This window comes from Rhodococcus sp. NPDC058532 (assembly GCF_042719255.1).
Classification (GTDB): domain Bacteria; phylum Actinomycetota; class Actinomycetes; order Mycobacteriales; family Mycobacteriaceae; genus Rhodococcus_G.
Genome location: NZ_JBHXNU010000003.1, coordinates 74,555 through 96,726, shown reverse-complemented (window position 1 = coordinate 96,726; position 22,172 = coordinate 74,555). Strand labels below are relative to the sequence as shown.

Genomic DNA, 22,172 nt, shown 5'->3' with positions numbered 1-22,172 from the left:
GGAACGTTGTGTCCTGACACAGACACTAACGAACAGGGGCGGCCCCGGAGTCCCGGTGCCGCCCCTGTTCGCTGATGGCGTGAAAACTAGCTCTCGTCCGCCGCCTCGGCCTCGTCGTCCGGGCTGCCGAACAGTTCCTTGGTGTCGACGGTGGCACCGGTGGTGTCGGTGACCGTGAACTTCTCGACCACTCCGGCGAGCGCCTTGCCGCGACGCACGTCGGCGAAGACCGCACCGAGCTGGCCCGCCTGCTGGATCTGCTGGATGAACTGGTCCGGCGCCATGCCGTACTGCTGCGCCTGGAACAGGATCCGCTCGGTCAGCTCCTGCTGGCCGACATTGGTGCCCTCGGCCTCGGCGATCGCGTCGAGCAGCAGCTGCGTCTTGACCGACTTCTCGGCGGACGTCTTGGCGTCGGCCTCGAACTCCTCACGCGAGGAGCCCTGCGACTCGAGCAGCTCGGCGAGCTTCGCCTCGTCGTGGTCGAGGCCGTGGACCGCGTCGTGGATGGCGGCGTCGACCTCGGCCTTGACGACGGCCTCGGGCAGCGGGACCTCGACGGTCTCGAGCAGGGTCGCGAGGACCTTGTCCCGGATCTGGCCCGCCTGCTCGACCTTCTTGACGCGCGCAACGCGCTCACGCAGGTCGGCGTTCAGCTCGTCGAGGGTGTCGAACTCGCTGGCCATCTGGGCGAACTCGTCGTCGGCCTCGGGCAGCTCACGCTTCTTGACGGTGTCGACCTTGACGGTGACAACCGACTCCTTGTCGGCGTGCTCGCCCGCGACCAGCTTGGTGGTGAACTCCTTCGACTCACCGGCCTTCAGACCGATGATCGCCTCGTCGAGGCCCTCGATCAGCTGGCCGGACCCGACCTCGTGGGACAGGCCGGTGGTGGAGGCCTCCGGGACGTCCTCGCCGTCGACGGTCGCGGACAGGTCGATGGAGACGAAGTCGCCTTCCTCGGCGGCCCGGTCGACGCCGACCAGGGTGCCGAAGCGCTGACGCAGCGACAGCAGCTGCTCGTCGACGGCCTCGTCGGTGATCTCGATCGGGTCGACCTCGACGGCCAGCGCCGCAAAGTCGGGCAGGGTGATCTCGGGGCGCACGTCGACCTCGGCGGTGAACGCGAGCTCCTGGCCGTCCTCGATCTTGGTGATCTCGATCTCGGGCTGGCCGATCACCTTGACCTCGCCGGCGACGACCGCCTCCTGGTAGCGGCCCGGCAGCGCGTCGTTGACGACCTGCTCAAGCACCGCGCCGCGACCGACACGCGCCTCGAGCAGCTTCGCCGGGGCCTTGCCCGGGCGGAAGCCGGGGAGACGGATCTGCTGCGCGAGGGCCTTGTACGCCTTGTCGAAGTCGGGCTTGAGCTCCTCGAAGGGCACCTCGACGTTGATACGGACCCGCGTCGGGCTCAGCTGCTCGACGGTGCTCTTCACGGACATGCTCCTTCGTGTGGTCTATCCGGTGTGCGGGCACCCGATCTTCGGATGCCCGCGTCTGTTTCGTGTTGTCCCTGGTCGGGGTGACAGGATTCGAACCTGCGACCCTCCGCTCCCAAAGCGGATGCGCTACCAAGCTGCGCCACACCCCGTCCGTTCGCGAAGTACCGACCCCGCGAATCGAAACCGCGGCGCCCGCACCGAGTGGGAATCCTACGACCACCCGATTGGCGAATCCAAAGCGAGGTTATGTACAGTCTCCAACGCAGACGGCAGTCATGGCGATCCCAAGTTGTCGTATGCGTCGGGGATGTAGCTCAATGGTAGAGCCCTAGTCTTCCAAACTAGCTACGCGGGTTCGATTCCCGTCATCCCCTCCAGCAGGGCAAAGCCCGCCACCATTCGGTGGCGGGCTTTTTCGTTTCCCTGGACCGCCCCGCAGCGCCGCGCACCGATCTAAGGTGCAACCTGTTACAGGTTTGCCACCGAATCAGTGAAGGAACCGCGCATGCACACCCCGCTCTGCGATGACCTCGGCATCGAGTTCCCCATCTTCGCGTTCACCCACTGCCGCGACGTCGTCGTCGCGGTCAGCAAGGCGGGCGGCTTCGGAGTGCTCGGCGCGGTCGGGTTCACCCCCGAGGAGCTCGAGATCGAGCTGAACTGGATCGACGAGCACATCGGCGACCACCCCTACGGTGTCGACATCGTCATCCCGAACAAGTACGAGGGCATGGACTCGAACCTGTCCGCGGACGAGCTCACCACCATGCTGCAGAACATGGTGCCGAAGGAGACGCTCGAGTTCGGGCGCAAGATCCTCACCGACCACGGCGTCCCCCTGCCCGATGATGGCAGCGATAACGCGTTGCAGCTTCTCGGCTGGACGGAGGCCACCGCCACCCCGCAGGTCGAGGTCGCGCTGCAGCACCCGAAGGTCACCCTGATCGCCAACGCGCTCGGGACCCCGCCGGTCGAGATGATCAAGCACATCCACGACGCGGGCCGCAAGGTTGCCGCGCTGTGCGGCTCGCCCTATCAGGCCCGCAAGCACGCTGACGCAGGCGTCGACATCATCATTGCGCAGGGCGGCGAGGGCGGCGGCCACTGCGGCGAGGTCGGCTCGATCGTGCTGTGGCCGCAGGTCGTCAGGGAGGTCGCGCCGGTGCCGGTGCTCGCGGCGGGCGGTATCGGCAGCGGCCAGCAGATCGCGGCGGCACTCGCGCTCGGCGCGCAGGGCGCCTGGTCGGGCTCGCAGTGGCTGATGGTGGAGGAGGCGGAGAACACCCAGGTCCAGCAGCAGGCGTACATCGACGCCTCCAGCCGCGACACCGTCCGCAGCCGGTCCTTCACCGGTAAGCCCTGCCGGATGCTGCGCAACGACTGGACGGAGGCGTGGGAGCAGGAGGGCAACCCCGAACCGCTTGGCATGCCGTTGCAGTACATGGTCTCCGGCATGGCCGTCGCCGCAACACACAAGTACCCGAACGAGACCGTCGACGTCGCGTTCAACCCGGTCGGGCAGGTCGTCGGCCAGTTCACCAAGGTCGAGAAGACGTCCGCTGTGATCGAACGCTGGGTGCAGGAGTACCTCGAGGCGACGGGCACCCTGGAGCAGCTGAACGAGGCCGCGAACGCCTGAGCCTGCGCTAGGGGTCGGGAAGGATCGGGACGCTCGCTCCCCGCTCCTTCCCGAGCAGCGCGGCCCTGGTGACGGCGACCGACCCGAACCGGTCCCGGACCGCGTCGAGTGCGCTATCGAGCGCGGTCACGTCCGGTGACCCGGCCGCGGCGGCCGTATCGAACGGCAAGGCCAGCTGTTCGGCGCCCTCCCTGTCGAGGCCGGTGAGCGCGACCCCGACCAGGGTCAACCCGCGCTCGGCAATGACCGGGCCCGCCTGCGCCAACAGCGCCCGCACCGCCGCGAGCACCGTCTCCGTGCGGGCGGTCGCCTGCGGCAGCGTCCGGGACCGGGTCGCGCGGGTGTAGTCCGCGAACCGCAACCGAATCACGACGGTGCGGCACACCCGCCCGGCGCGGCGCAGCCGACGCGTGACCCGGTCGACCAGTGCGGCGGCGAGCGCGTCGATCTCGGCCGGGGAGCGCGGCCCGCGGCCGAGGGCGTGCTGGGCGCCGATCGAGCGGCGGCGGGTTCCGGTCTGCACCCGGCGCGGATCGCGAGCCGAGGCCAGCGCGTGGAGGTGCCGGCCGGCCGCGCCGCCCACCACCGCGACGAGTTCGCGTTCCGGCAGCGCCGCCATCTGCCCGACCGTCGTGATGCCGTAGTCGCGCAGCGTGCGACTCGTCACCGCGCCGACGCCCCAGAGCCGCTCCACCGGCAGTGGATGCAGGAACGCCAGTTCGCGATCCGGCGGTACGAGCAACAGACCGTCCGGCTTACCCACCGCGCTGGCCACCTTGGCGAGAAACTTGGTCCGAGCGATCCCGACGGTGATCGGCAGCCCGACCCGGTCCCGGACGTCGCGGCGCAGTTTCGTTGCGATCTCGGTCGGCGTGCCCGCGATCCGGGACAGACCACCGACATCGAGGAACGCCTCGTCGATCGAGATGCCCTCGACCAGCGGCGTGACGTCCCGAAACACCTCGAACACGGCCCGGCTCGCCGCCGCGTAGGCGGACATGCGCGGCGGAACGACGATCGCCTGCGGGCACAGCCGCCGCGCAGCCGCCCCGCTGCTCGGGGTCCGCACCCCGAACGCCTTCGCCTCGTAGCTCGCCGCGAGGACCACCCCGCCGCCGACGATCACCGGCCTGCCGCGCAGCGACGGATCGTCGCGCTGTTCGACCGACGCATAGAACGAGTCGAGATCCGCGTGCAGGATCGTCGCCTCTTCACGATTGGACACGAACACATGTTCGCATCGGTCGCCGACAAGTTTCGCGGCAGCCGAACGGTAGCGGGAGGCAACGCCGAAACACCGGTATCCTGAGGATGTCCGTTTTGTCCCCGTGTGCGAACCGCCCACGCCCTTCCGGCCGGTTCGTCTGGAAGGTCTCGTGTGGAACTCCTCCTGATCCTCGTCGTCCTGGGCGCCGTCGTCTTCCTGGTCATGAAGAGCCAGAAGAAGTCGGTCGGACACGCCGCCAACCAACTCGAGGACGCCAAGGCCGACGCCAGGCAGTCGATCGAGCGACTCGGCGGCCAGGTCTTCAATCTGACCGGCACCGACGACGCGTCCAAGCAGGCGCTCGCCGACGCCTCCGAACGCTTCACCGCGGCAGGCTCCCAGATCGAGCAGGCGAACACGCCCGCACAGGCACGCCTGGCGAAGCAGACCGCGCTTGAGGGCCTGTACTACATCCGCGCCGCACGCACCGCGATGGGCATGGACCCCGGCCCCGAGGTGCCCAGCATCGACGGGCAGCGGGCCGCCGGTCAGGTCACCGAGGACCGGCAGATCGACTTCGAGGGCAGGCAGGTGGCGGCCTCGCCGAACCCGTCGGCGGCGACGCCAAACTACTACCCCGGCGGTCGCGTCGCCGGTCGACCGGTCCCCGCCGGCTGGTACTCGGAGCCGTGGTGGAAGCCCGCGCTCGTCGCAGGCGCCTGGGGCATCGGTTCGATGATGCTCTTCTCCGCGATGTTCAGCGGCATGGCCGGCGTCCCGTACGACGCGCAGTCGTTCGAGAGCGGCGCGGGCGACGGCAGCGACGCCGGCGGTGACGCGGGCGGCGACATGGGCGACGGCGGCGACATGGGCGGCGGGGGCGACATGGGCGGCGGGGGCGACATGGGCGGCGGCGGCGACGTCGGCGGCCAGGACTTCGGCGGCTTCGACGGTGGCGGCATGGACTTCGGCGACTTCTGAGTTCTCGACGCAGGGCGGCCCGGGTCCGATCGGATCCGGGCCGCTTCGTCCGTCAGGCCAGCTGACAGGTGGGGCACCAGAACAGGTTGCGGCCCTTCATGACCGCGTGCAGGACCGGGGTGCCGCACACCCGGCACGGCTCCCCCGCCCGCCGGTAGACGTAAGTGCGCGGGCGGTCCACCGCGTACGACGGGGCACCGCGGTCATGCTCGGGGCGCACCACGTGCATCACTCCGGCGTCGACGCCGACCGCCATCAACGCGACCAGGTCGCCCCAGATCGCGTCCCACTCCTCGCGTCCCAGCTTCGCGCCGGGACGGTCCGGGTGGATGCCGTGCCGGAACAGCACCTCAGCGCGGTACACGTTACCGACCCCCGCGAGCACCGCCTGATCCATCAGCAGGGCGCCGATCGCGCTCTGCGACTTGGAGATTCGGCGCCACGCCCGATCCGGGTCGGCATCGGTCCGCAGCGGGTCCGGCCCGAGCCGACCTTCGAGTGCCCGCACCTGCGGCTCGTCGTAGATCTCGCACGCCGTCGGACCCCGCAGGTCGGTACCCACCTCCGCGCCGATCATCCGCATCCGCACCTGCCCGACCGGTTCCCCCATCGGCAGCGGCAATTCGGTGAACTTTCCGTACAGCCCGAGGTGGACGTGCACGATCCGTCCGCCCTCGTAGTGGTGCAGCAGATGCTTTCCGTACGCGTCCGCCCGTTCGAGTACCCGACCGTCGACCGCCGCCGCACCTGCCAGGAATCGGCCCTGCGGGCTGAAGACGCGAACGGGAGCACCGGCGAAGCGTGCCTGGTGCTCCCGCGCGAGTCGATGCAGGGTGTGCCCTTCGGGCACGCGTTCAGTTCTCGACGCCGGGGACTGCGGGGGCGTCGCCGGTGCGCTCGTACGCGGCGAGGATGTCGATGCGGCGCTGGTGACGCTCCTCGTTCGACCACTCGGTGGCGAGGAACGCGTCGACGATGGCGAGTGCCTCCTCGACCGAGTGCATGCGGCCGCCGATGCCGATCAGCTGGGCGTTGTTGTGCTGCCGCGCGAGCTGCGCGGTCTCCACGCTCCAGGCCAGCGCGCAGCGGGCGCCGGGAACCTTGTTGGCAGCGATCTGCTCACCGTTGCCGCTGCCGCCGAGGACGATGCCCAGGCTGCCCTCGTCCTCGACGACGCGGCGAGCGGCGTCGATGCAGAAGGCCGGGTAGTCGTCGAGGGCGTCGTATTCGTGCGCCCCGCAGTCCACCGCCTCGTGCCCGTTCGCGATCAGATGGTCCTTGATGGTGTTCTTGAGCTCGAAGCCGGCGTGGTCGGCACCCAGGTATACGCGCATGCATCGATGATAGGGACCGGCGAGGAGGTTCCCGCCAGGGACCACGGCGGGGCGAAGTTTCCACCACCGGCCACGCCGAACTGAGCGAACGCTAGGGTCTGCGCTATGGAACTCAACGGAACCAGTGCAATCGTCACCGGCGGCGCGTCCGGCATCGGCGCGGCCACCGCCCGGCAGCTTGCCGCCCGCGGATCGAAGGTCGTCATCGCGGACCTCAACGCGGAGGTGGGCAACGCCCTCGCCAAGGAGATCGACGGCCTGTTCGTCCAGGTCGACGTCACGAACACCGACCAGATCGTCGAGGCCGTCGACGCCGCGTCCGAGCTCGGCCCGCTGCGCGCCGCCGTCAACTCCGCTGGCATCGGTTCCGCATCGAGGACCATCGGCCGGGACGGCAGCTACGAGTCCGCGTTCAATCTCGACCTCTACAAGAAGGTCATCGAGATCAACCTGATCGGCACCTTCGACGTGACCCGCATCGCGGCGACCGCGATGAGCCGCCTCGACCCCACCGCCACCGGCGAGCGGGGCGCGATCGTCAACATGGCGTCGGTCGCGGCGTTCGACGGCCAGATCGGGCAGGCCGCGTACTCCTCGTCGAAGGGCGGAGTCGTCGGCATGACCCTCCCGGTCGCCAGGGACCTCGCCGCCGCTGGCATCCGGCTCAACACCGTCGCGCCCGGCCTGATCGACACCCCGATCTACGGTTCCGGGCCGCAGTCCGACGCGTTCAAGGCGAAGCTCGGCGAGAGCGTGCTGTTCCCGCACCGTCTCGGCGTGCCGGACGAGCTCGCGAGCATGGTGCTCGAACTGCTCACCAACTCGTACATGAACGCCGAGGTCGTCCGCGTCGACGGCGGCATCAGGATGCCCCCGAAGTAGCCTCCCCGATCCTCCCCTCGCCCCACCCCTGACCTTCCCTCCCCTCGCCTTACCTCCCCTTACCTCCCCTCCCCCTGACCGAATGTGGGATTCGGTCGTCCTGACTGACCGAATCCCACATTCGGTCGGGCAGGGCGAGGGTCAGGCAGGGCGAGGGGTCGGGCAGGGCGAGGGGTCAGGCAGGGCGAGGGGTCAGGCAGGGCGAGCGGGGCTAGCCGAAGGCTGGGTCCTCGGTGCGGGTGCGCTTGAGCTCGAAGAAGTGCGGGTAGCCGGCGAGCGCGACGACGCCGTCCCAGACCCGTCCCGCGTCCTCGCCACGCGGAATCCGGGACAGCACGGGGCCGAAGAACGCGACCCCGTTGACGTGAATGGTCGGGGTGCCGACGTCGTCGCCGACGGCATCCATGCCCGCCCGGTGGCTGGCCCGCAGTGCCGCGTCGTTGGCGTCGGTGTCGGCGGCGGACGCCAGGTCGGCGGGCAGCCCGACCTCGGCCAGTGCCTCGGCGATGACGACACCGAGGTCCTCATTGCCCTGATCGTGGATGCGGGTGCCCATCGCCGTGTACAGCGGCAGCAGCACCTCATCGCCGTGTGCCTGCGCCGCGGCGATCGCGACCCGAACCGGGCCCCACGCCTTCTCCAACATCGCCCGGTAGTTCTCGGGCAGATCCTTGTCCTCGTTCAGGACCGCGAGGCTCATCACGTGGAAGCGGGCCTCGATGTCGCGCACCTTCTCGACCTCGAGGATCCAGCGGGAGGTGATCCAGCACCACGGGCACAGCGGGTCGAACCAGAAATCGGCGGTGTCCTTCCGGACTGTCTCGCTCACGCGCGTTCCTCCATCCTTCGTGTGATTCCGGGCGGCCGCCCGTCGATCACAACCCCGGCCCGCCGCGATTGCTTCCCGCGTCCCCGACGCGGCAGTACCGTCGACGGTACGCACGCAGATCCCGGACCCGGAGGGTGACCGATGTCAGCGACCCGAACGTTCGTCATCGTCGGCGGCGGCCTCGCCGGCGCCAGGCTCGCGGAAGAACTGCGCGGGAAGGACTTCGACGGCAGCATCGTGCTGTTCTGCGCCGAGGAGCGGCTGCCCTACGAGCGGCCGCCGCTGTCGAAGGAGCACCTGACCGGCGGCAAGCCCCTCACCGAGTTCACCGTCCACCCCGCCGACTGGTACCGCGACCACCACATCGACCTGCGGTTGGGCACCACCGTCACCGCCCTCGACCCGGCCGCGCACACGGTCACGCTGCCCGACGGCGGCACCGTGCATTACGACAAGGCCGCGCTGGCGACCGGGTCGCGGTCACGGCGACCGCCGATCCCCGGCGCGGACGCCGACCGGGTGCACTACCTGCGGACCGTCGACGAATCCGACGCCCTGCTCGCGGCGCTGCGCCACGGCACCCGCCTGGTGATCGTCGGGGCGGGCTGGATCGGGCTCGAGGTCGCGGCGGCGGCCCGGGGTCGCGGCGCCACGGTCACCGTGGTGGAGACCGCACCGCTGCCCCTGCTCGGCGCGCTCGGACCCGAGATGGGGACCGTCTTCGCCGAACTGCACCGCGAGCACGGCGTTGACCTGCGGCTCGAGAGTGCGGTGGACGCCGTCGTCACCGCCGACGGCCGGGCCACCGGGGTGCGGCTGGGCAGCGGCGACGTCGTCGACGCGGACGCGGTGCTGATCGCGGTGGGGGCGCAACCCAACGTCGAACTCGCGCGGGACGCCGGGCTGGCCGTGGACGGCGGCGTCCTCGTCGACGCGGGACTGAGCACCAGCGACCCGGACATCGTTGCGGTGGGCGACATCGCCGCCCAGGAACATCCGGTGCTCCGGACGCGGGTCCGGGTCGAGCACTGGGCGACCGCCCTGAACCAACCGGCGGTCGCCGCGGCGACGATGCTCGGACACCGGGCCGAGTACACCACCCTGCCGTATTTCTTCACCGACCAGTACGACCTCGGCATGGAGTACGTCGGGCACACCCCGACCGGATACGCACGGGTGGTGCTGCGCGGCGACGCGGCGCGGCACGAGTTCGTCGCGTTCTGGCTCGACGACCGCGATCGGGTGCTGGCCGGGATGAACGTCAACGTCTGGGACGTCACCGACGATGTGAAGGCGCTGATCGGGTCGGGGCGTGCGGTGGACGCCGACCGACTCGCCGATCCCGCTGTCGCGCTGGGCGAGACGTACCGGTGACGGCACCGTCCGCGACGCGCACCCGCTCGCGCATTGGCGTCGGCGCCTCGTGATGGGATGGAGCCGAACCTTGTGTCCCCGACCCCCGAGGAGTGTTCACCCGTGGCCCCACCGAACCTGACCCGCGAGCAGGCAGCAGAGCGCGCCGCCCTGCTGACCGTCGACAACTACACGGTCGACCTGGACCTGACCGACGGTGCAGGCGGACCGGGCGACCTGACCTTCCGCTCCCGCACGTCCGTCACGTTCGACGCGACCGAGGGCGGCGCGACGTTCATCGACCTGATCGCGAAGACCGTGCACTCGGCGACCCTCAACGGCGCCCCGGTCGACGTCAGCGGCTACTCGGAGGAGACCGGGATCGCGCTGACCGGTCTTGCCGCCAGCAACGAGTTGGTCATCGACGCCGACTGCCTGTACACCAACACCGGCGAGGGCCTGCACCGGTTCGTCGACCCCACCGACGACAGCGTGTACCTGTACTCGCAGTTCGAGACCGCGGATGCGAAGCGGATGTTCGCATGCTTCGACCAGCCGGACCTCAAGGCTACCTTCGACATCGCGGTCACCGCACCGGCGGACTGGAAGGTGATCTCCAACGGTGTCGGTACCGCCGCGGCGGGCAGGCACACGTTCGCGACCACGCCGCGGATGAGCACCTACCTGGTTGCCCTGATCGCGGGGCCGTACGCGGAGTGGACCGACTCGTACTCCGACGAGCACGGCGACATCCCGCTGGGCATCTTCTGCCGCGCATCGCTCGCCGAGCACATGGACGCCGATCGGCTGTTCACCGAGACGAAGCAGGGGTTCGCGTTCTACCACCGCAACTTTGGGGTGCCGTACGCGTTCGGCAAGTACGACCAGCTGTTCGTGCCCGAGTTCAACGCCGGTGCGATGGAGAACGCCGGCGCCGTGACCTTCCTGGAGGACTACGTCTTCCGCTCCAAGGTGACCCGCTACTCGTACGAGCGCCGCGCCGAGACGGTGCTGCACGAGATGGCACACATGTGGTTCGGCGACCTGGTGACGATGAAGTGGTGGGACGACCTGTGGCTCAACGAGTCGTTCGCCACGTTCGCGTCGGTGCTGTGCCAGACGGAGGCCACCGAGTACACCAACGCCTGGACCACCTTCGCGAACGTCGAGAAGTCGTGGGCGTACCGGCAGGACCAGCTGCCGTCGACGCACCCGATCGCCGCGGACATCCCGGACCTGGCCGCGGTGGAGGTGAACTTTGACGGCATCACGTACGCGAAGGGCGCGTCGGTACTCAAGCAGCTGGTCGCGTACGTCGGTCTCGAGCCATTCCTGGCGGGGCTGCGCGCCTACTTCGCCGAGCACGCCTACGGCAACGCCACCTTCGACGACCTGCTCGCCGCGCTGGAGCGCTCCTCCGGACGAGACCTGTCCGGCTGGGGGGCGCAGTGGCTCAAGACCACCGGCCTGAACATTCTGCGTCCCGAGTTCGAGGTCGACGGCGACGGCCGGTTCACCTCGTTCGCGGTGGTGCAGGACGGTGCTGCGCCCGGCGCTGGCGAGACCCGGGTGCACCGGCTCGCGGTCGGCGTCTACGACGACGTCGACGGCAAGCTGGTCCGCACCGAGCGGGTCGAGCTCGACGTCGACGGCCCGCGCACCGAGGTGCCCGACCTGGTCGGGGTGGCGCGCGGCGCGCTGGTGCTGGTCAACGACGACGACCTCACCTACTGCTCGGTGCGCCTCGACCCGGAGTCGCTGGAGACGGCGATCGCGCGGATCGGCGACATCACCGATCCGCTGCCCCGCACGCTGGTGTGGTCGGCGGCCTGGGAGATGACGCGGCAGGCCGAGTTCCGGGCCCGCGACTTCGTCGCGCTGGTGCAGCACGGTATCGGGGCCGAGACGGAGGTCGGGGTCGCCTCGCGGCTGCTGATGCAGGCGCACACCGCGCTCGCGTCGTACGCCGAGCCGGGCTGGGCCGCCGAGACCGGCTGGCCGGACTTCGCGAACCGGCTGCTGGAGCTGGCCCGCGAGGCCGAGGCGGGTTCGGATCACCAGCTGGCGTTCGTCAACGCGTTGACCGGCGCGCGCCTGGCGCCGTGGCACACCGAGGTGCTCGCCGAATTGCTCGGCGGCGCACCGGAGCGGGTGGGGCTGCCGGGCCTGACTGTCGACACCGATCTGCGGTGGCGGGTGCTGACGGCGCTGGCGGCGGCCGGTGAGATCGACGCGGACGGGATCGACTCGCCGGTCATCGACGCGGAGGCGGAACGGGATCCGACCGCGGCCGGTGCCCGCGCTGCCGCCGCCGCCCGCGCGGCCCGACCGCAGCGGGCGGTCAAGGAGCAGGCCTGGGCGACGGTGGTCGGCGACGACGCGGTCGCGAACATCACCGCCCGGTCCATCATCGGCGGCTTCGCGCCGGCCGGTCAGGGCGAGCTGCTGGAACCGTTCGTGGCACGCTACTTCGCCGACATCCCCGGCGTCTGGCAGCGGCGCTCGAGCGAGGTCGCGCAGACGGTGGTCGTCGGGCTGTACCCGGCGTGGTCGATCGACCAGGACGCGGTTGCCGCCGCGGACGCGTTCCTGGCGGGCGAGCATCCGCCCGCGCTGCGCCGTCTGGTCGTCGAGGGGCGCGCCGGCATCGTGCGTTCGCTCGCGGCCCGCGCGTTCGACGCCGGGTAGCCCGACAAACAAGAAGTTCCCCAATGCCACATTGGGTCACGTCAGGTGACCGAATGTGGCATTGGGGAACTCGGGGTGGTGCGTGCTGCCTACGGCTTGGCGATCGCCGCGCTCATCACGCGGATCGCGGCGACGAGGCCGTCGATCAGGTCGTTGTCGGCGAACGACGCCACCGCGGCCGTCACACCGAGCTGCGCGACGCGGTCCGTGACGCGGTCCGCGACGTCCTTGCCGGACCGGACCTCGACGACCCGCTGGTTCGGGGACACCGCGATGAGCACGGACCGCTCCGCCTCCGGGGTGGTCGGGAACAGCTCGGTGACGCCCGCAGCCGGGTCGGCGCCGAGGGTGCCGACATACACGTTGAACCGCACCTTCGTCGCGCGGGTCGCGTCGATCAGCGCGTCGTCGAGCGCGACGAGCTCGTCGGCGGTGAACGGGAGCGCGGTGTCGAGCGGCTCACCGACCCGATGCACGCCGGAGACCCGCCCGCTGGCGGTGACCACCGTGCCCACCGGGAGATCAGCCTCGATCACTGCCGGGAAACTACTACCACCTGCCACTTGCGGAACCTCCGATCAGATCTGCCGAGCCCGCCGTGATCGCGGCGTGGCCAGCGTGGTGGCCGGGACGGGTGGTGACCTCGTCGACGGCGGACCAGAGCACCGGCTCGTGGGTCCACTTCTTGTCCAGGGTGTACCGCGGGGGCTTGGGACTCGGGTCACGCTTGGCCGGATAGCACAGCCCCGCCATGACCGCGATGACGACGACGGGAATCCCGACGTAGATCAGCGTTGTCTCGAGAATGCTCACCCGCCAAACTTAGCCCAGGGCCGGGGAAAATGTGCCGTTGGGGCGGGCTTGACCGGCTCAGGCCGCGCCCTCCCCGAGATACCGCAGCCACAACGGGTCGAGTTCCTTCGTCGACGCGAGCAGCCGCCAGTGCTGACCCTTCGGCGGGACCAGCGCTGCGCGAAGCGTCCACCCGAGCTCGCTGAGGAGTTTGTCCGCTTTGCGATGGTTGCAGGGTGCGCAGCAGGCGACGCAGTTCTCCCAGGTGTGTTCGCCGCCGCGACTGCGCGGGACCACGTGGTCGATTGTCTCCGCCTTGTCGCCGCAGTAGGCGCACCGGAACCGGTCACGGTGCATCAGTGCGGCGCGGGTCATCGGGATCCGCGCCCGGTACGGCACCCGCACGTAATTTCGCAGCCGGATCACCGACGGAACCTGGACCGAACAGCCAGCGGAATGGATGACCTGGCCGAGCGGGTCCTCGTGCACGGAATCGGCCTTGTCGCAGACCAACAGCACGACCGCGCGGCGAACGGGGAGGGCGGTCAGCGGCTCGTAGGTGGCGTTCAGCAGCAGCACCCGGCGCTTCACCCAGGCGGCCACCAGGTCGTCACCCGGGCGGGTCGGCCTGTTGCCTTCGTCGATCGCGTACAGCGCGGGCGATGCGCGCTGCGGAGAAGCCCCCGACCCCGGCCTGTCACGGGCGTCGGTGGGCTCGAGTTGTCGATGCGCGCGGGTGCTGTGCCGGTGCTTCATGCGACCTCCGGAGAACGACCTGTCCCAGTTGACCACGGATGACGCGCGGACGCACGCGCATCTGCGGCACCGCATGCGGGACATTCGGTGAACGGGAGGCAACGCCGAAGGCACGTCGACACCCCACCTGCGGGCAGGCACAATGGGTGACGCCATGAGTGATGCCGAGATGAGCTTCTACGACGCGGTCGGTGGGGCCGAGACGTTCCGCAAGCTGACCGCCCGCTTCTACGAGGAGGTCGCGAAGGACGAGATCGTTCGCCCCCTCTACCCCGAGGAGGATCTGGGGCCTGCCGAGCGCCGGATGCGCATGTTCCTCGAACAGTACTGGGGCGGCCCGCGCACCTACTCCGAGGAACGCGGCCATCCGCGGCTGCGGATGCGGCACCACCCGTTCAAGATCGGCCCACTCGAGCGGGACGCGTGGCTGCGCTGCATGCACATCGCGATCGATTCGATCGACGAGCGCACCCTCGACGCCGCGCACCGGCGCGCCCTTGTCGAGTACATCGACATGGCGGCCAACTCGCTGGTGAACTCCCCCGTCTGACCCGCAGCGCGGGCCGATCGGTGCGCCCGCGCCGAGTCGTGGGCATCGCCCCGGTGTGGCACTGTGGCGACCGTGAGCACAGCGGAACGCGCGGCGGGTCCCCCGGATCGGGCCTGCGATGACCGGTGGTGGACGAACGCCGTCTTCTATCAGGTCTATCCCCGCTCGTTCTCCGACGGTGACGGCGACGGCGTCGGCGACCTTGCCGGGGTCCGCGACCGGCTCGGATACCTGGAGTTGCTCGGTATCGACGCGCTGTGGCTGAGCCCGGTGATGCGGTCCCCGATGGCCGATCACGGGTACGACGTGTCCGACCCGCGGGACATCGACCCGCTCTTCGGCGACCTCGACACGATGGATGCGCTGATCGCCGAGGCGCATGCCCGGCACATGCGCGTCACGATGGACCTGGTGCCCAACCACACCAGCGATCGACATCCGTGGTTCGTGCAGGCGCTGGCCGCGGCGCCCGGCGCCCCGGAGCGCGCGCGGTACATCTTCCGGGATGGGCGCGGCGCGAACGGCGACGAGCCACCGAACAACTGGCCGTCGATCTTCGGTGGTCCGGCGTGGACCCGGGTCACCGGGGCCGACGGCTCCCCCGGCCAGTGGTACCTGCACATCTTCGCCAGCGAGCAGCCGGACCTGAACTGGGACAACCCCGAGGTCGCCGACGACCTGCACAGCACGCTGCGATTCTGGCTGGACCGCGGCGTCGACGGGTTCCGGATCGACGTCGCGCACGGCATGGCGAAGCCGGAGGGCCTGCCCGATCACGAGTGGGCGGCGAGCGCGCTGCTGCGCAACGACGACGACGATCCGCGCTTCGACAATCCGGGCGTGCACGAGATCCACCGCGGCATCCGCACGGTGATGAACGAGTACCCGGGCACGATGGCGGTCGGCGAGATCTGGGTACGCGACAACGAGCGGTTCGGGGAGTACATCCGGCCCGACGAACTGCACCTGGGATTCAACTTCCGGCTCGCCGAGGCGGAATTCGGCGCTGAGCCGGTGCGCACCGCGATCGACAATTCCCTCGCCGCGGTCGACGCGGTCGGTGGCACCCCGACGTGGACGCTGTCGAACCACGACGTGCCGCGGGAGGTGACGCGGTACGGGGGCGGTGCGATCGGCCTGGCCCGTGCCAGGGCGATGGCACTCGTCGAGTTCGCATTGCCCGGTGCCGTATTCGTCTACAACGGTGCCGAACTGGGGTTGCCGAACGTCAATCTGCCCGACGAGGCGCTGCAGGACCCGGTGTGGGCCCGGTCCGGGCACACCGAACGGGGCCGCGATGGCTGCCGGGTCCCGCTCCCGTGGGAGGGCAGCGAGCCGCCGTACGGCTTCACCACCGCAGCGGCAACGTGGCTGCCGATGCCGGCCGACTGGTCGACCCTGACGGCGGAGGCCCAACTCGAGGACGTCGAGTCGATGCTGTCGCTGTACCGCTCCGCGATCGAACTACGGAGCCGGCGTCCCGAGTGCACAGGAACCGAAATCGACTGGTACGGAAGCCCTCCCGGCTGCTTCGCCTTCCGTCGCCGCGGCGGGCTGATCTGCGCACTCAACGCCACCGACGCGCCGGTCGCACTGCCGCCCGGGCAGCTGCTGCTGGCCAGTGCCGCTCTCGTGGACGGCGCGCTGCCCGGCAATGCCGCCGCCTGGCTGGTGTGAGGAACGGCCCGGGACCGTTACAGCACCGACAGCGGAATGTCCCCGCCGCGGCGGGCGGCCACCGAGCCATACCGGGCGTCGAGCCGCAGCCAGGTCCGCGCTGCCCGGACCCGGACCAGCTCGGCCGGATCCACCACCGCCGACTCCACATCACCGCCCGGCACGAATCCCATTGCGGCCAGCGCAAAGACGGTGCGCATCGTGATGCCCACCTGCTCACCGCCGCCGTCGACGGCGAGGACCTCCTGCTCCAGGAGGGACGCGGGCGGCCCGTGACCGCCGTGCTCCGCAGCCACCTCGGTGCCCTGCCGGGCCAGGTCGATCAGCAGGCGCGCGGGAAGGTCGTCCACGTGCACCCATCCCCCGTCCGGGGGCAACGCACCCCGCCACGCCGAATCCATCGGGAATCCGGGGTCGATCTCCTCCCCGGCCGCGTCGAGTGCGTGCAGCAGCCCGTCGGCCGCGGCGACGATGTCGTCGGGACGCAGCCGCGCGGCAACCACCCGGGAGGCAATCGTGTCGAATCCCGTTGTCACCCAAGCCACGACGTGCGCGTCGTCGCGACGTCGCATGCGAACGACGGCGCTGTCGTCGAGCCGAACCGCCCGGGCAAGGAACGCCGCGAGGTTTGCCCGCTCCCCCGAGTCGGGGACGACGAGGACGCGGTCAGTCACGCTGCCAGCGCTCCAGGTATTCCCGCTCGGGTGCGGAAAGCCTGCGTAGCCGCTGCGTGTTGATGTCGAACGCCGCGATCTGGGTGGACGCCACGATCGACGGCGCCGACGCCGGATCGGCGCCGCCTGCCCGCACCTCGTAGCCGATCGTGAAGTCCACGGCGCGGACCTGGTCGATCCACATCAGCACGTCCAGTGGCCCGTCGTCGTGCCGCAGTTGGCCGCGGTAGCGCACGTGCAGGTCGGCGATCACCGCGCCCTCCCGCAGCGCAACCGTCGGCAGTCCGTCCTCGAATAGCCACGGGATCCGTGCCTCCTCGAGCAGCGTCACCATGCGCGCGTGGTTGATGTGCTGGAAGACGTCCATGTCGGACCACCGCACCCCCACCTTCGTGTGGAACCCCAGCTGCGTTCCCGTCCGCTCCCCGCTCACCGCATACCCTCCGCTCGGGTGCCCGCTCCGCGCACCATGCTCCGTACCTGACGCGCCGCCACCGACAGCGTCGCGAGGTCCAGGGTTCCAGACGCCCCGATCTCGCCGAGCGCCGCCCGCGCCCTCGCCAGCCGGGAGGCGTTGGTGGACTCCCAGTCCTCGATCTTCTCGGCCGCGCTCTCGTGCGGTTCGCCCCCGGACAGCACGTCCATCGTCAGGGCCCGCAGCGACCCGTACAGGTCGTCGCGCAGCGCAAGCCGAGCCAGCGAATGCCACCGATCACCCCGCGCGAGACCCGAAACGGCGGTGAGGAATCCGTCGATCCCGAGGTGCGAGTCGAGTGCGTAGTACAGCGAGCCGACCTCGTCGTGGTCCCGGTCGGTGATGTCCGAGATGTCGATGATGTCGAGGATCGGGAACGCGTCGAGCATGCCGAACACCCGCAGCGCCAGATCCCGCGGGCACCCGCGGCCGAGCACCGCCGCCATCCGCGCGTCCAGCTCGGTGAGGTGATGCCCGCGCAGCCAGCCGGGCACCCGCGGCGTCAGGGTCCGCACCCGGGCCGCATAGCGGTTGATCTCGGCACCGACCGCGATCGGCTGGGGGCGGTTGGTCAGCAACCAGCGGGAGACGCGGTCGAGCATCCGTCGCGATTCGAGGACCAGGTCGTCGCTGACCGAGGTGGGCACCGCGGCAGCGGCAATGTCCGCCCACACCCCCCGCAGGTCGAAGATCTCGGTGGCCGCGGTGAACGCGCGGATCGCGTCGGTGCTGCTCGCACCGGCCTCCTCGGCGAGCCGGTAGGTGTAGCTGATCCCACCGACGTCGACGGCCTCGTTCGCGAGGGTCGTCGCGACGATCTGACGACGCAGCCGGTGCGTGCGGATCTGCGACGCGAACCGGTCCCGCAGCGGCACCGGGAAGTACCGCGGCAGCCGGGTCGCGTAACTGTCACTGTCGGGCAGCTCGCTCGCCAGCAGGTCGTCCTTGAGGGTCAGCTTCACGTGGGCGAGCAGGGTCGCGAGCTCCGGCGACGTGAGCCCGAGCCCGGCCTCCGCGCGGTGCGCGATCTCGTCCTCGGTGGGCAACACCTCGAGCCCCCGGTCCAGGCCGCGGTCGCGTTCGAGCACGGCGATCAGCCGTGCGTGCACGCCGAGCATCCCCGCCGCGTCGGCGCGGGAGGTTCCGATCAGCAGGTTCTGGGCGATGTTGTCGCGCAACACGAGCCGGGACACCTCGTCGGTCATCGACGCGAGCAGCTCGTTGCGTTCGCTGTGCCCGAGTTCGCCAGCACTGACCGCCGTGTCGAGCAGGATCTTGATGTTCACCTCGTGGTCGGAGCAGTCCACCCCGGCGGAGTTGTCGAGGGCGTCGGTGTTGATCCGGCCGCCGGACAGGTCGTATTCGACCCGGCCGCGCGGGGTGACGCCAAGGTTGCCGCCCTCGCCGATCACCCTGGCCCGCACCTCGGCGCCGTTCACCCGGACGATGTCGTTGGACTTGTCCCCGACGTCGGCGTCGGACTCGGCGCGCGACTTGACGTAGGTGCCGATGCCGCCGTTCCAGAGCAGGTCGACCGGGGCCCGCAGGATCGCCCGGATCAGTTCCGGGGGCGGCAGTTCCGTGACGGCGGCGTCGAGCCCGAGGGCGGTGCGGGCCGCCGCCGAGATCGGGATCGCCTTGACCGACCGCTCCCAGACCCCGCCGCCCGCGCTGATCGCGTCGCGGTCGTAGTCCGCCCACGACGAGCGCGGCAGCGCGAACAACCGTCGCCGCTCCGCGAACGACCGCGGCGCGTCCGGGTCCGGGTCGAGGAACACGTGCCGGTGGTCGAACGCCGCGACCAGCCGAATGTATTCGCTCAGCAGCATCCCGTTGCCGAAGACGTCACCGCTCATGTCGCCGATCCCGACCACCGTGACGTCCTGGGACTGCACGTCGACGTCGAGCTCACGGAAATGCCGCTTGACCGACTCCCACGCCCCCTTCGCGGTGATACCCATCTCCTTGTGGTCGTAGCCGACCGACCCGCCGGACGCGAACGCGTCCCCGAGCCAGTAGCCGTAGTCGGCGGCCACCTCGTTGGCGAGATCGGAGAACGCGGCGGTGCCCTTGTCGGCCGCGACGACGAGGTAGGTGTCGTCACCGTCCCTGCGCACCACCCGATTCGGCGGCAGCACCCGACCGGTGGCCCGCTCGACGTTGTCGGTGAGGTCGAGCAGTCCCGCCACGAACAACCGGTAACAGGCCCGCCCCTCGGCGAGCGTGGCCTGCCGGTCGGCTGCCGGGTCCCCGGTCGACGACGGCGGCCGCTTCACGACGAAACCCCCCTTCGCCCCGACCGGCACGATCACCGCGTTCTTGACGGCCTGCGCCTTGACCAGGCCGAGGATCTCGGTGCGGAAGTCCTCCCGCCGGTCCGACCAGCGCAACCCACCGCGTGCCACCGGCCCGAACCGCAGGTGCACCCCCTCGACGCGGGGCGAGTACACGAACACCTCGAAACGCGGTCGGGGGCGGGGCAGTTCGGAGATCCGACCGGGATCGAGCTTGAACGCCAACACGTCGCGGTGCGCACCGGCCGCGTCGCGCATGTACGCATTGGTGCGGAGGGTCGCGAGGATCAGCGAGAGCATGGCGCGCAGGATCCGGTCGGCGTCGAGGCCGACGACGTCCTTGACCCTGGACTGCAGCTCCCCGGCGAGCTGCTCGGCCCGGTCGGCGGACGCCGCGTCCGGATCGAAACTCGCCTCGAACAGCTCGACGAGCAGCCGGGTCGTGTGCGCGTGGTCCAGCAGCACCGACTCGATGTGGAACTGGCTGTACGGGAATCCCGCCTGCCGCAGGTACTTCGCGTACGCCCGCAGCACCGCGGCCTGACGCCAGTCGAGGTGCGAACGCAGCACCAACTCGTTGAACCGGTCGGGTTCGGAGCGGCCGTACCAGACCGCGGTGACGGCGTCGGTGAACCGGCGTTGCAGCGCCCGAGCCTCGGCCGACCCGCCCCGCTCCGCCTCGTCGAGCTCGACCTCGAGGTTCTCCTCGACCGCGGTGTCGATCAGTTCCGGCGCCGCCGCCACCCCGAAATCGTAGATCCAGCAGGGCGTTCCGTCGGGTCGGAGCACATCGTACGGACGCTCGTCGATCACCTCGACTCCGAGGGACTGCAGCACCGGCAGCACCTGACTCAGTGACACCCCGTCCCCGGTGATGTACAGGGTGAACCGCCACTGACCCGGCCGTGCCTCGCGCCGACGGTACAGTTCCAGGTCGATCTCCCCCACCCGAAGTCGCTCGAGCCGGGCGATGTCGCGGACGGCGCGGGCGGCCTCGAAATCCTCCTTGTAGCTCTCCGGGAAGGCGGCCGCGTACCGTTGCGCGGTCAGCGACGGCACCCGCGGTTCCCGGGTGGTTGCGTCCATCAGGTCGTCGTCCCAGGCGCGGGTCGCGGCAGCGAGCAGCGCCTCGATCCGCTCCCGGTTGGCCGCCGAGGTGTCGACGGGCGGGACCGGAGCGCCGGGCTCGGTACGGATCGTGAAATGCACCATGGCCAGGTCGGACTCGGTGACGCGGGCACTGTAATCGAGTGTGCCGCCACCAAGTTCACGCAACAGGATCGACTGCATCGCCAGCCTCGACCGGGTGTTGTACCGATCGCGCGGCAGGTAGACGAGCGCGGACACGAACCGGCCGTCGTGATCATCCCGCAGGAACAGGCGTGCCTGCCTGCGCACCCCGATCGCGAGGACCGCGGTCACCGTGTCGAACAGTGTGTCCGCGTCGACGGAGAACAGTTCGGTCCGCGGCAGCGACTGGATGACCTCCAGCATCGCCTGCCCGGAGAACGAGTGCAGGTCGAAGCCCGCGCGGGCGATCACCGCGCGGGCGCGGGTCGCGACGACCGGAATGTCGAGGATGTTCTCGTGCAACGCGGTCACGGTGAGCACGCCGAGGAAACGGTGCTCACCGACGGTACGACCGGCGGAATCGAGGTCGAGGACCCGCACGAACGAGGGGTAGACCGAGCGGTGCACCGTCGCGGGAAGCGGCCCCTGCGCGAAGGTCAACAACTGCTGGTCCGAACGGAACTCCGGTGCGGGAAGGTCGATCCGATGGTCGGTGCGGGTGGACGCGCCGAGAACCCCGAGCCCGCTGCCCGGGACGACACTGGCCGTGCGGGTGTCGTCGACCGCGGGGTCCCCGTACGCGTAGCGGCGGTAGCCGAGGAGCGCGAAGTGGCCAGCCGCGAACCAGCGCAGCAGTGCAGCATCGTCGCGGACCTGCCGCTCGGGATACCCGGTCGGTGCCGAGTCGGCGAACCGTTCGAGACCGTCGGCGAGATCGCGCTGCACCCCGCGCATCGCGTCGGTGTCGGAGATGACGGTGCGGACGTCGACGAGCACGTCCCGGACCGCGTCGGCGATGACGTCGAACCGCGCCGGGTCGGTGGCCGGATGCAGCTGCAGGTGCATCCACGACTCGGTGTGCGTGGAACGTTCGTGCTGTGCCCCGTCGACAAGCACGTCGATCAGTGCGCCGTCGGGGTCCCGCCGCACCCGCAGCACCGGATGCACGATCTCAACGACGGTCACCCCGAGGCGGGCGAGCAGGGCGGTGACGGACTCGACGAGCATCGGCATGTCGTCGGTGACGACCTGCAGCGCGGGCACGCCGCCCACCACGCCTGCCCTGGCCAGCGACCCGGCGGTCCCCCGGGTCGCCGCCAGCTCCAGGTGGGCCCGGAACGCGGCCATCGCCTCGTCGGTGACGATCCCACCGGTCCAGGCGACGTCGGTGCCCCGGAAGTAGGCGGCCGCCACCTCCGGCAGATGCCCGGACAGGGCGCCGGGCAGGCCGGCGCCCCATTCCGGGCCGAATCGATCTGCGGACACGGTCATCTCGCGGTCACCCCCTGGTCGCTGGAGCAGGTGT

At 70.3% G+C, this 22,172-nt stretch carries 18 protein-coding genes and 2 tRNA genes; 8 read left to right on the top strand and 12 right to left on the bottom strand.

Annotated elements, in window-relative coordinates:
* Window positions 1–86: 86 nt before the first annotated feature.
* Window positions 87–1,439, bottom strand: coding sequence for a trigger factor (tig, locus tag ACFWQG_RS04990; RefSeq protein WP_378506484.1), 1,353 nt, complete (start codon window positions 1,437–1,439; stop codon window positions 87–89).
* A 78-nt stretch (window positions 1,440–1,517) separates the two neighbouring features.
* Window positions 1,518–1,594: transfer RNA gene (locus ACFWQG_RS04985), tRNA-Pro, on the bottom strand.
* A 154-nt stretch (window positions 1,595–1,748) separates the two neighbouring features.
* On the opposite strand from ACFWQG_RS04985, the gene ACFWQG_RS04980 reads away from it, so the two are divergent.
* Together ACFWQG_RS04980 and ACFWQG_RS04975 are read left to right on the top strand one after the other, a co-directional pair.
* Window positions 1,749–1,822, top strand: a tRNA-Gly gene (locus tag ACFWQG_RS04980).
* A 128-nt stretch (window positions 1,823–1,950) separates the two neighbouring features.
* Complete coding sequence (locus ACFWQG_RS04975; RefSeq protein WP_378506483.1) at window positions 1,951–3,084, top strand: nitronate monooxygenase; 1,134 nt, start codon at window positions 1,951–1,953, stop codon at window positions 3,082–3,084.
* A gap of 7 nt (window positions 3,085–3,091) precedes the next feature.
* On the opposite strand, the gene dinB is transcribed toward ACFWQG_RS04975, so the two are convergent.
* Window positions 3,092–4,315: a DNA polymerase IV gene (dinB, locus tag ACFWQG_RS04970; RefSeq protein ID WP_378506482.1), complete on the bottom strand. Its 1,224-nt coding sequence runs from the start codon at window positions 4,313–4,315 to the stop codon at window positions 3,092–3,094.
* A 147-nt stretch (window positions 4,316–4,462) separates the two neighbouring features.
* Between dinB and ACFWQG_RS04965 the strand changes: the two genes are divergently transcribed.
* Window positions 4,463–5,272 carry a DUF1542 domain-containing protein gene (locus tag ACFWQG_RS04965; RefSeq protein WP_378506481.1) on the top strand — a complete coding sequence of 270 codons (810 nt, stop codon included), beginning with the start codon at window positions 4,463–4,465 and terminating at the stop codon, window positions 5,270–5,272.
* Window positions 5,273–5,324: 52 nt separating this feature from the next.
* On the opposite strand, the gene ACFWQG_RS04960 is transcribed toward ACFWQG_RS04965, so the two are convergent.
* Both ACFWQG_RS04960 and ACFWQG_RS04955 read right to left on the bottom strand, forming a co-directional pair.
* Window positions 5,325–6,122: an Fpg/Nei family DNA glycosylase gene (locus ACFWQG_RS04960; RefSeq protein WP_378506480.1), complete on the bottom strand. Its 798-nt coding sequence runs from the start codon at window positions 6,120–6,122 to the stop codon at window positions 5,325–5,327.
* Window positions 6,123–6,126: 4 nt separating this feature from the next.
* Complete coding sequence (locus ACFWQG_RS04955; RefSeq protein WP_378506479.1) at window positions 6,127–6,606, bottom strand: ribose-5-phosphate isomerase; 480 nt, start codon at window positions 6,604–6,606, stop codon at window positions 6,127–6,129.
* Window positions 6,607–6,711: 105 nt separating this feature from the next.
* Here ACFWQG_RS04955 and ACFWQG_RS04950 point away from each other — a divergent pair, with 105 nt between their 5' ends.
* Window positions 6,712–7,488: an SDR family NAD(P)-dependent oxidoreductase gene (locus ACFWQG_RS04950; protein WP_378506478.1), complete on the top strand. Its 777-nt coding sequence runs from the start codon at window positions 6,712–6,714 to the stop codon at window positions 7,486–7,488.
* A gap of 211 nt (window positions 7,489–7,699) precedes the next feature.
* Here the strand turns inward: ACFWQG_RS04950 and ACFWQG_RS04945 are convergent, their stop codons facing one another.
* Window positions 7,700–8,317 (bottom strand): DsbA family protein, encoded by a 618-nt coding sequence (locus ACFWQG_RS04945; RefSeq protein WP_378506477.1) that lies wholly within the window; start codon window positions 8,315–8,317, stop codon window positions 7,700–7,702.
* Window positions 8,318–8,458: 141 nt separating this feature from the next.
* Here ACFWQG_RS04945 and ACFWQG_RS04940 point away from each other — a divergent pair, with 141 nt between their 5' ends.
* Window positions 8,459–9,691 carry an NAD(P)/FAD-dependent oxidoreductase gene (locus tag ACFWQG_RS04940; protein WP_378506476.1) on the top strand — a complete coding sequence of 411 codons (1,233 nt, stop codon included), beginning with the start codon at window positions 8,459–8,461 and terminating at the stop codon, window positions 9,689–9,691.
* 102 nt (window positions 9,692–9,793) lie between these two features.
* Window positions 9,794–12,358: an aminopeptidase N gene (pepN, locus tag ACFWQG_RS04935; protein ID WP_378506475.1), complete on the top strand. Its 2,565-nt coding sequence runs from the start codon at window positions 9,794–9,796 to the stop codon at window positions 12,356–12,358.
* 89 nt (window positions 12,359–12,447) lie between these two features.
* On the opposite strand, the gene ACFWQG_RS04930 is transcribed toward pepN, so the two are convergent.
* From ACFWQG_RS04930 to ACFWQG_RS04920, 3 genes are read right to left on the bottom strand one after another with little or no spacing between them, the layout of a single operon-like run.
* A complete protein-coding gene (locus ACFWQG_RS04930) occupies window positions 12,448–12,921 on the bottom strand; it encodes a DUF5130 family protein (protein ID WP_378506474.1) in 474 nt (157 codons plus the stop codon).
* Entirely contained in the window at window positions 12,908–13,171 is a 264-nt protein-coding gene (locus ACFWQG_RS04925; RefSeq protein ID WP_378506473.1) for a hypothetical protein, read from the bottom strand. The genes ACFWQG_RS04930 and ACFWQG_RS04925 overlap by 14 nt, the downstream gene beginning before the upstream one ends.
* Window positions 13,172–13,228: 57 nt before the next feature.
* Entirely contained in the window at window positions 13,229–13,906 is a 678-nt protein-coding gene (locus ACFWQG_RS04920) for an HNH endonuclease (RefSeq protein ID WP_378506472.1), read from the bottom strand.
* A gap of 154 nt (window positions 13,907–14,060) precedes the next feature.
* Between ACFWQG_RS04920 and ACFWQG_RS04915 the strand changes: the two genes are divergently transcribed.
* Complete coding sequence (locus tag ACFWQG_RS04915) at window positions 14,061–14,456, top strand: globin (protein WP_378506471.1); 396 nt, start codon at window positions 14,061–14,063, stop codon at window positions 14,454–14,456.
* 72 nt (window positions 14,457–14,528) lie between these two features.
* Window positions 14,529–16,133 carry an alpha-amylase family glycosyl hydrolase gene (locus ACFWQG_RS04910; RefSeq protein ID WP_378506470.1) on the top strand — a complete coding sequence of 535 codons (1,605 nt, stop codon included), beginning with the start codon at window positions 14,529–14,531 and terminating at the stop codon, window positions 16,131–16,133.
* A gap of 17 nt (window positions 16,134–16,150) precedes the next feature.
* Here the strand turns inward: ACFWQG_RS04910 and ACFWQG_RS04905 are convergent, their stop codons facing one another.
* From ACFWQG_RS04905 to ACFWQG_RS04895, 3 genes are read right to left on the bottom strand one after another with little or no spacing between them, the layout of a single operon-like run.
* Window positions 16,151–16,807 carry a hypothetical protein gene (locus ACFWQG_RS04905; protein ID WP_378506469.1) on the bottom strand — a complete coding sequence of 219 codons (657 nt, stop codon included), beginning with the start codon at window positions 16,805–16,807 and terminating at the stop codon, window positions 16,151–16,153.
* On the bottom strand, window positions 16,800–17,240 hold the full coding sequence (locus ACFWQG_RS04900) for an acyl-CoA thioesterase (RefSeq protein WP_378506468.1): 441 nt from the start codon (window positions 17,238–17,240) through the stop codon (window positions 16,800–16,802). The genes ACFWQG_RS04905 and ACFWQG_RS04900 overlap by 8 nt, the downstream gene beginning before the upstream one ends.
* Window positions 17,237–22,138, bottom strand: a complete 4,902-nt coding sequence (locus ACFWQG_RS04895) for an NAD-glutamate dehydrogenase (protein ID WP_378506467.1) — start codon at window positions 22,136–22,138, stop codon at window positions 17,237–17,239. Before ACFWQG_RS04895 ends, ACFWQG_RS04900 begins: the two co-directional genes overlap by 4 nt.
* Window positions 22,139–22,172 lie beyond the last annotated feature (34 nt).

Excerpts from the sequence above, each read along its gene's own strand:
- ACFWQG_RS04975 (WP_378506483.1), top strand. The coding sequence starts at position 1,951 with ATGCACACCCCGCTCTGCGATGACCTCGGCATCGAGTTCCCCATCTTC.
- ACFWQG_RS04955 (WP_378506479.1), bottom strand. The coding sequence starts at position 6,606 with ATGCGCGTATACCTGGGTGCCGACCACGCCGGCTTCGAGCTCAAGAAC.
- ACFWQG_RS04950 (WP_378506478.1), top strand. The coding sequence starts at position 6,712 with ATGGAACTCAACGGAACCAGTGCAATCGTCACCGGCGGCGCGTCCGGC.
- ACFWQG_RS04940 (WP_378506476.1), top strand. The coding sequence starts at position 8,459 with ATGTCAGCGACCCGAACGTTCGTCATCGTCGGCGGCGGCCTCGCCGGC.
- ACFWQG_RS04920 (WP_378506472.1), bottom strand. The coding sequence starts at position 13,906 with ATGAAGCACCGGCACAGCACCCGCGCGCATCGACAACTCGAGCCCACC.
- ACFWQG_RS04915 (WP_378506471.1), top strand. The coding sequence starts at position 14,061 with ATGAGTGATGCCGAGATGAGCTTCTACGACGCGGTCGGTGGGGCCGAG.
- ACFWQG_RS04895 (WP_378506467.1), bottom strand. The coding sequence starts at position 22,138 with ATGACCGTGTCCGCAGATCGATTCGGCCCGGAATGGGGCGCCGGCCTG.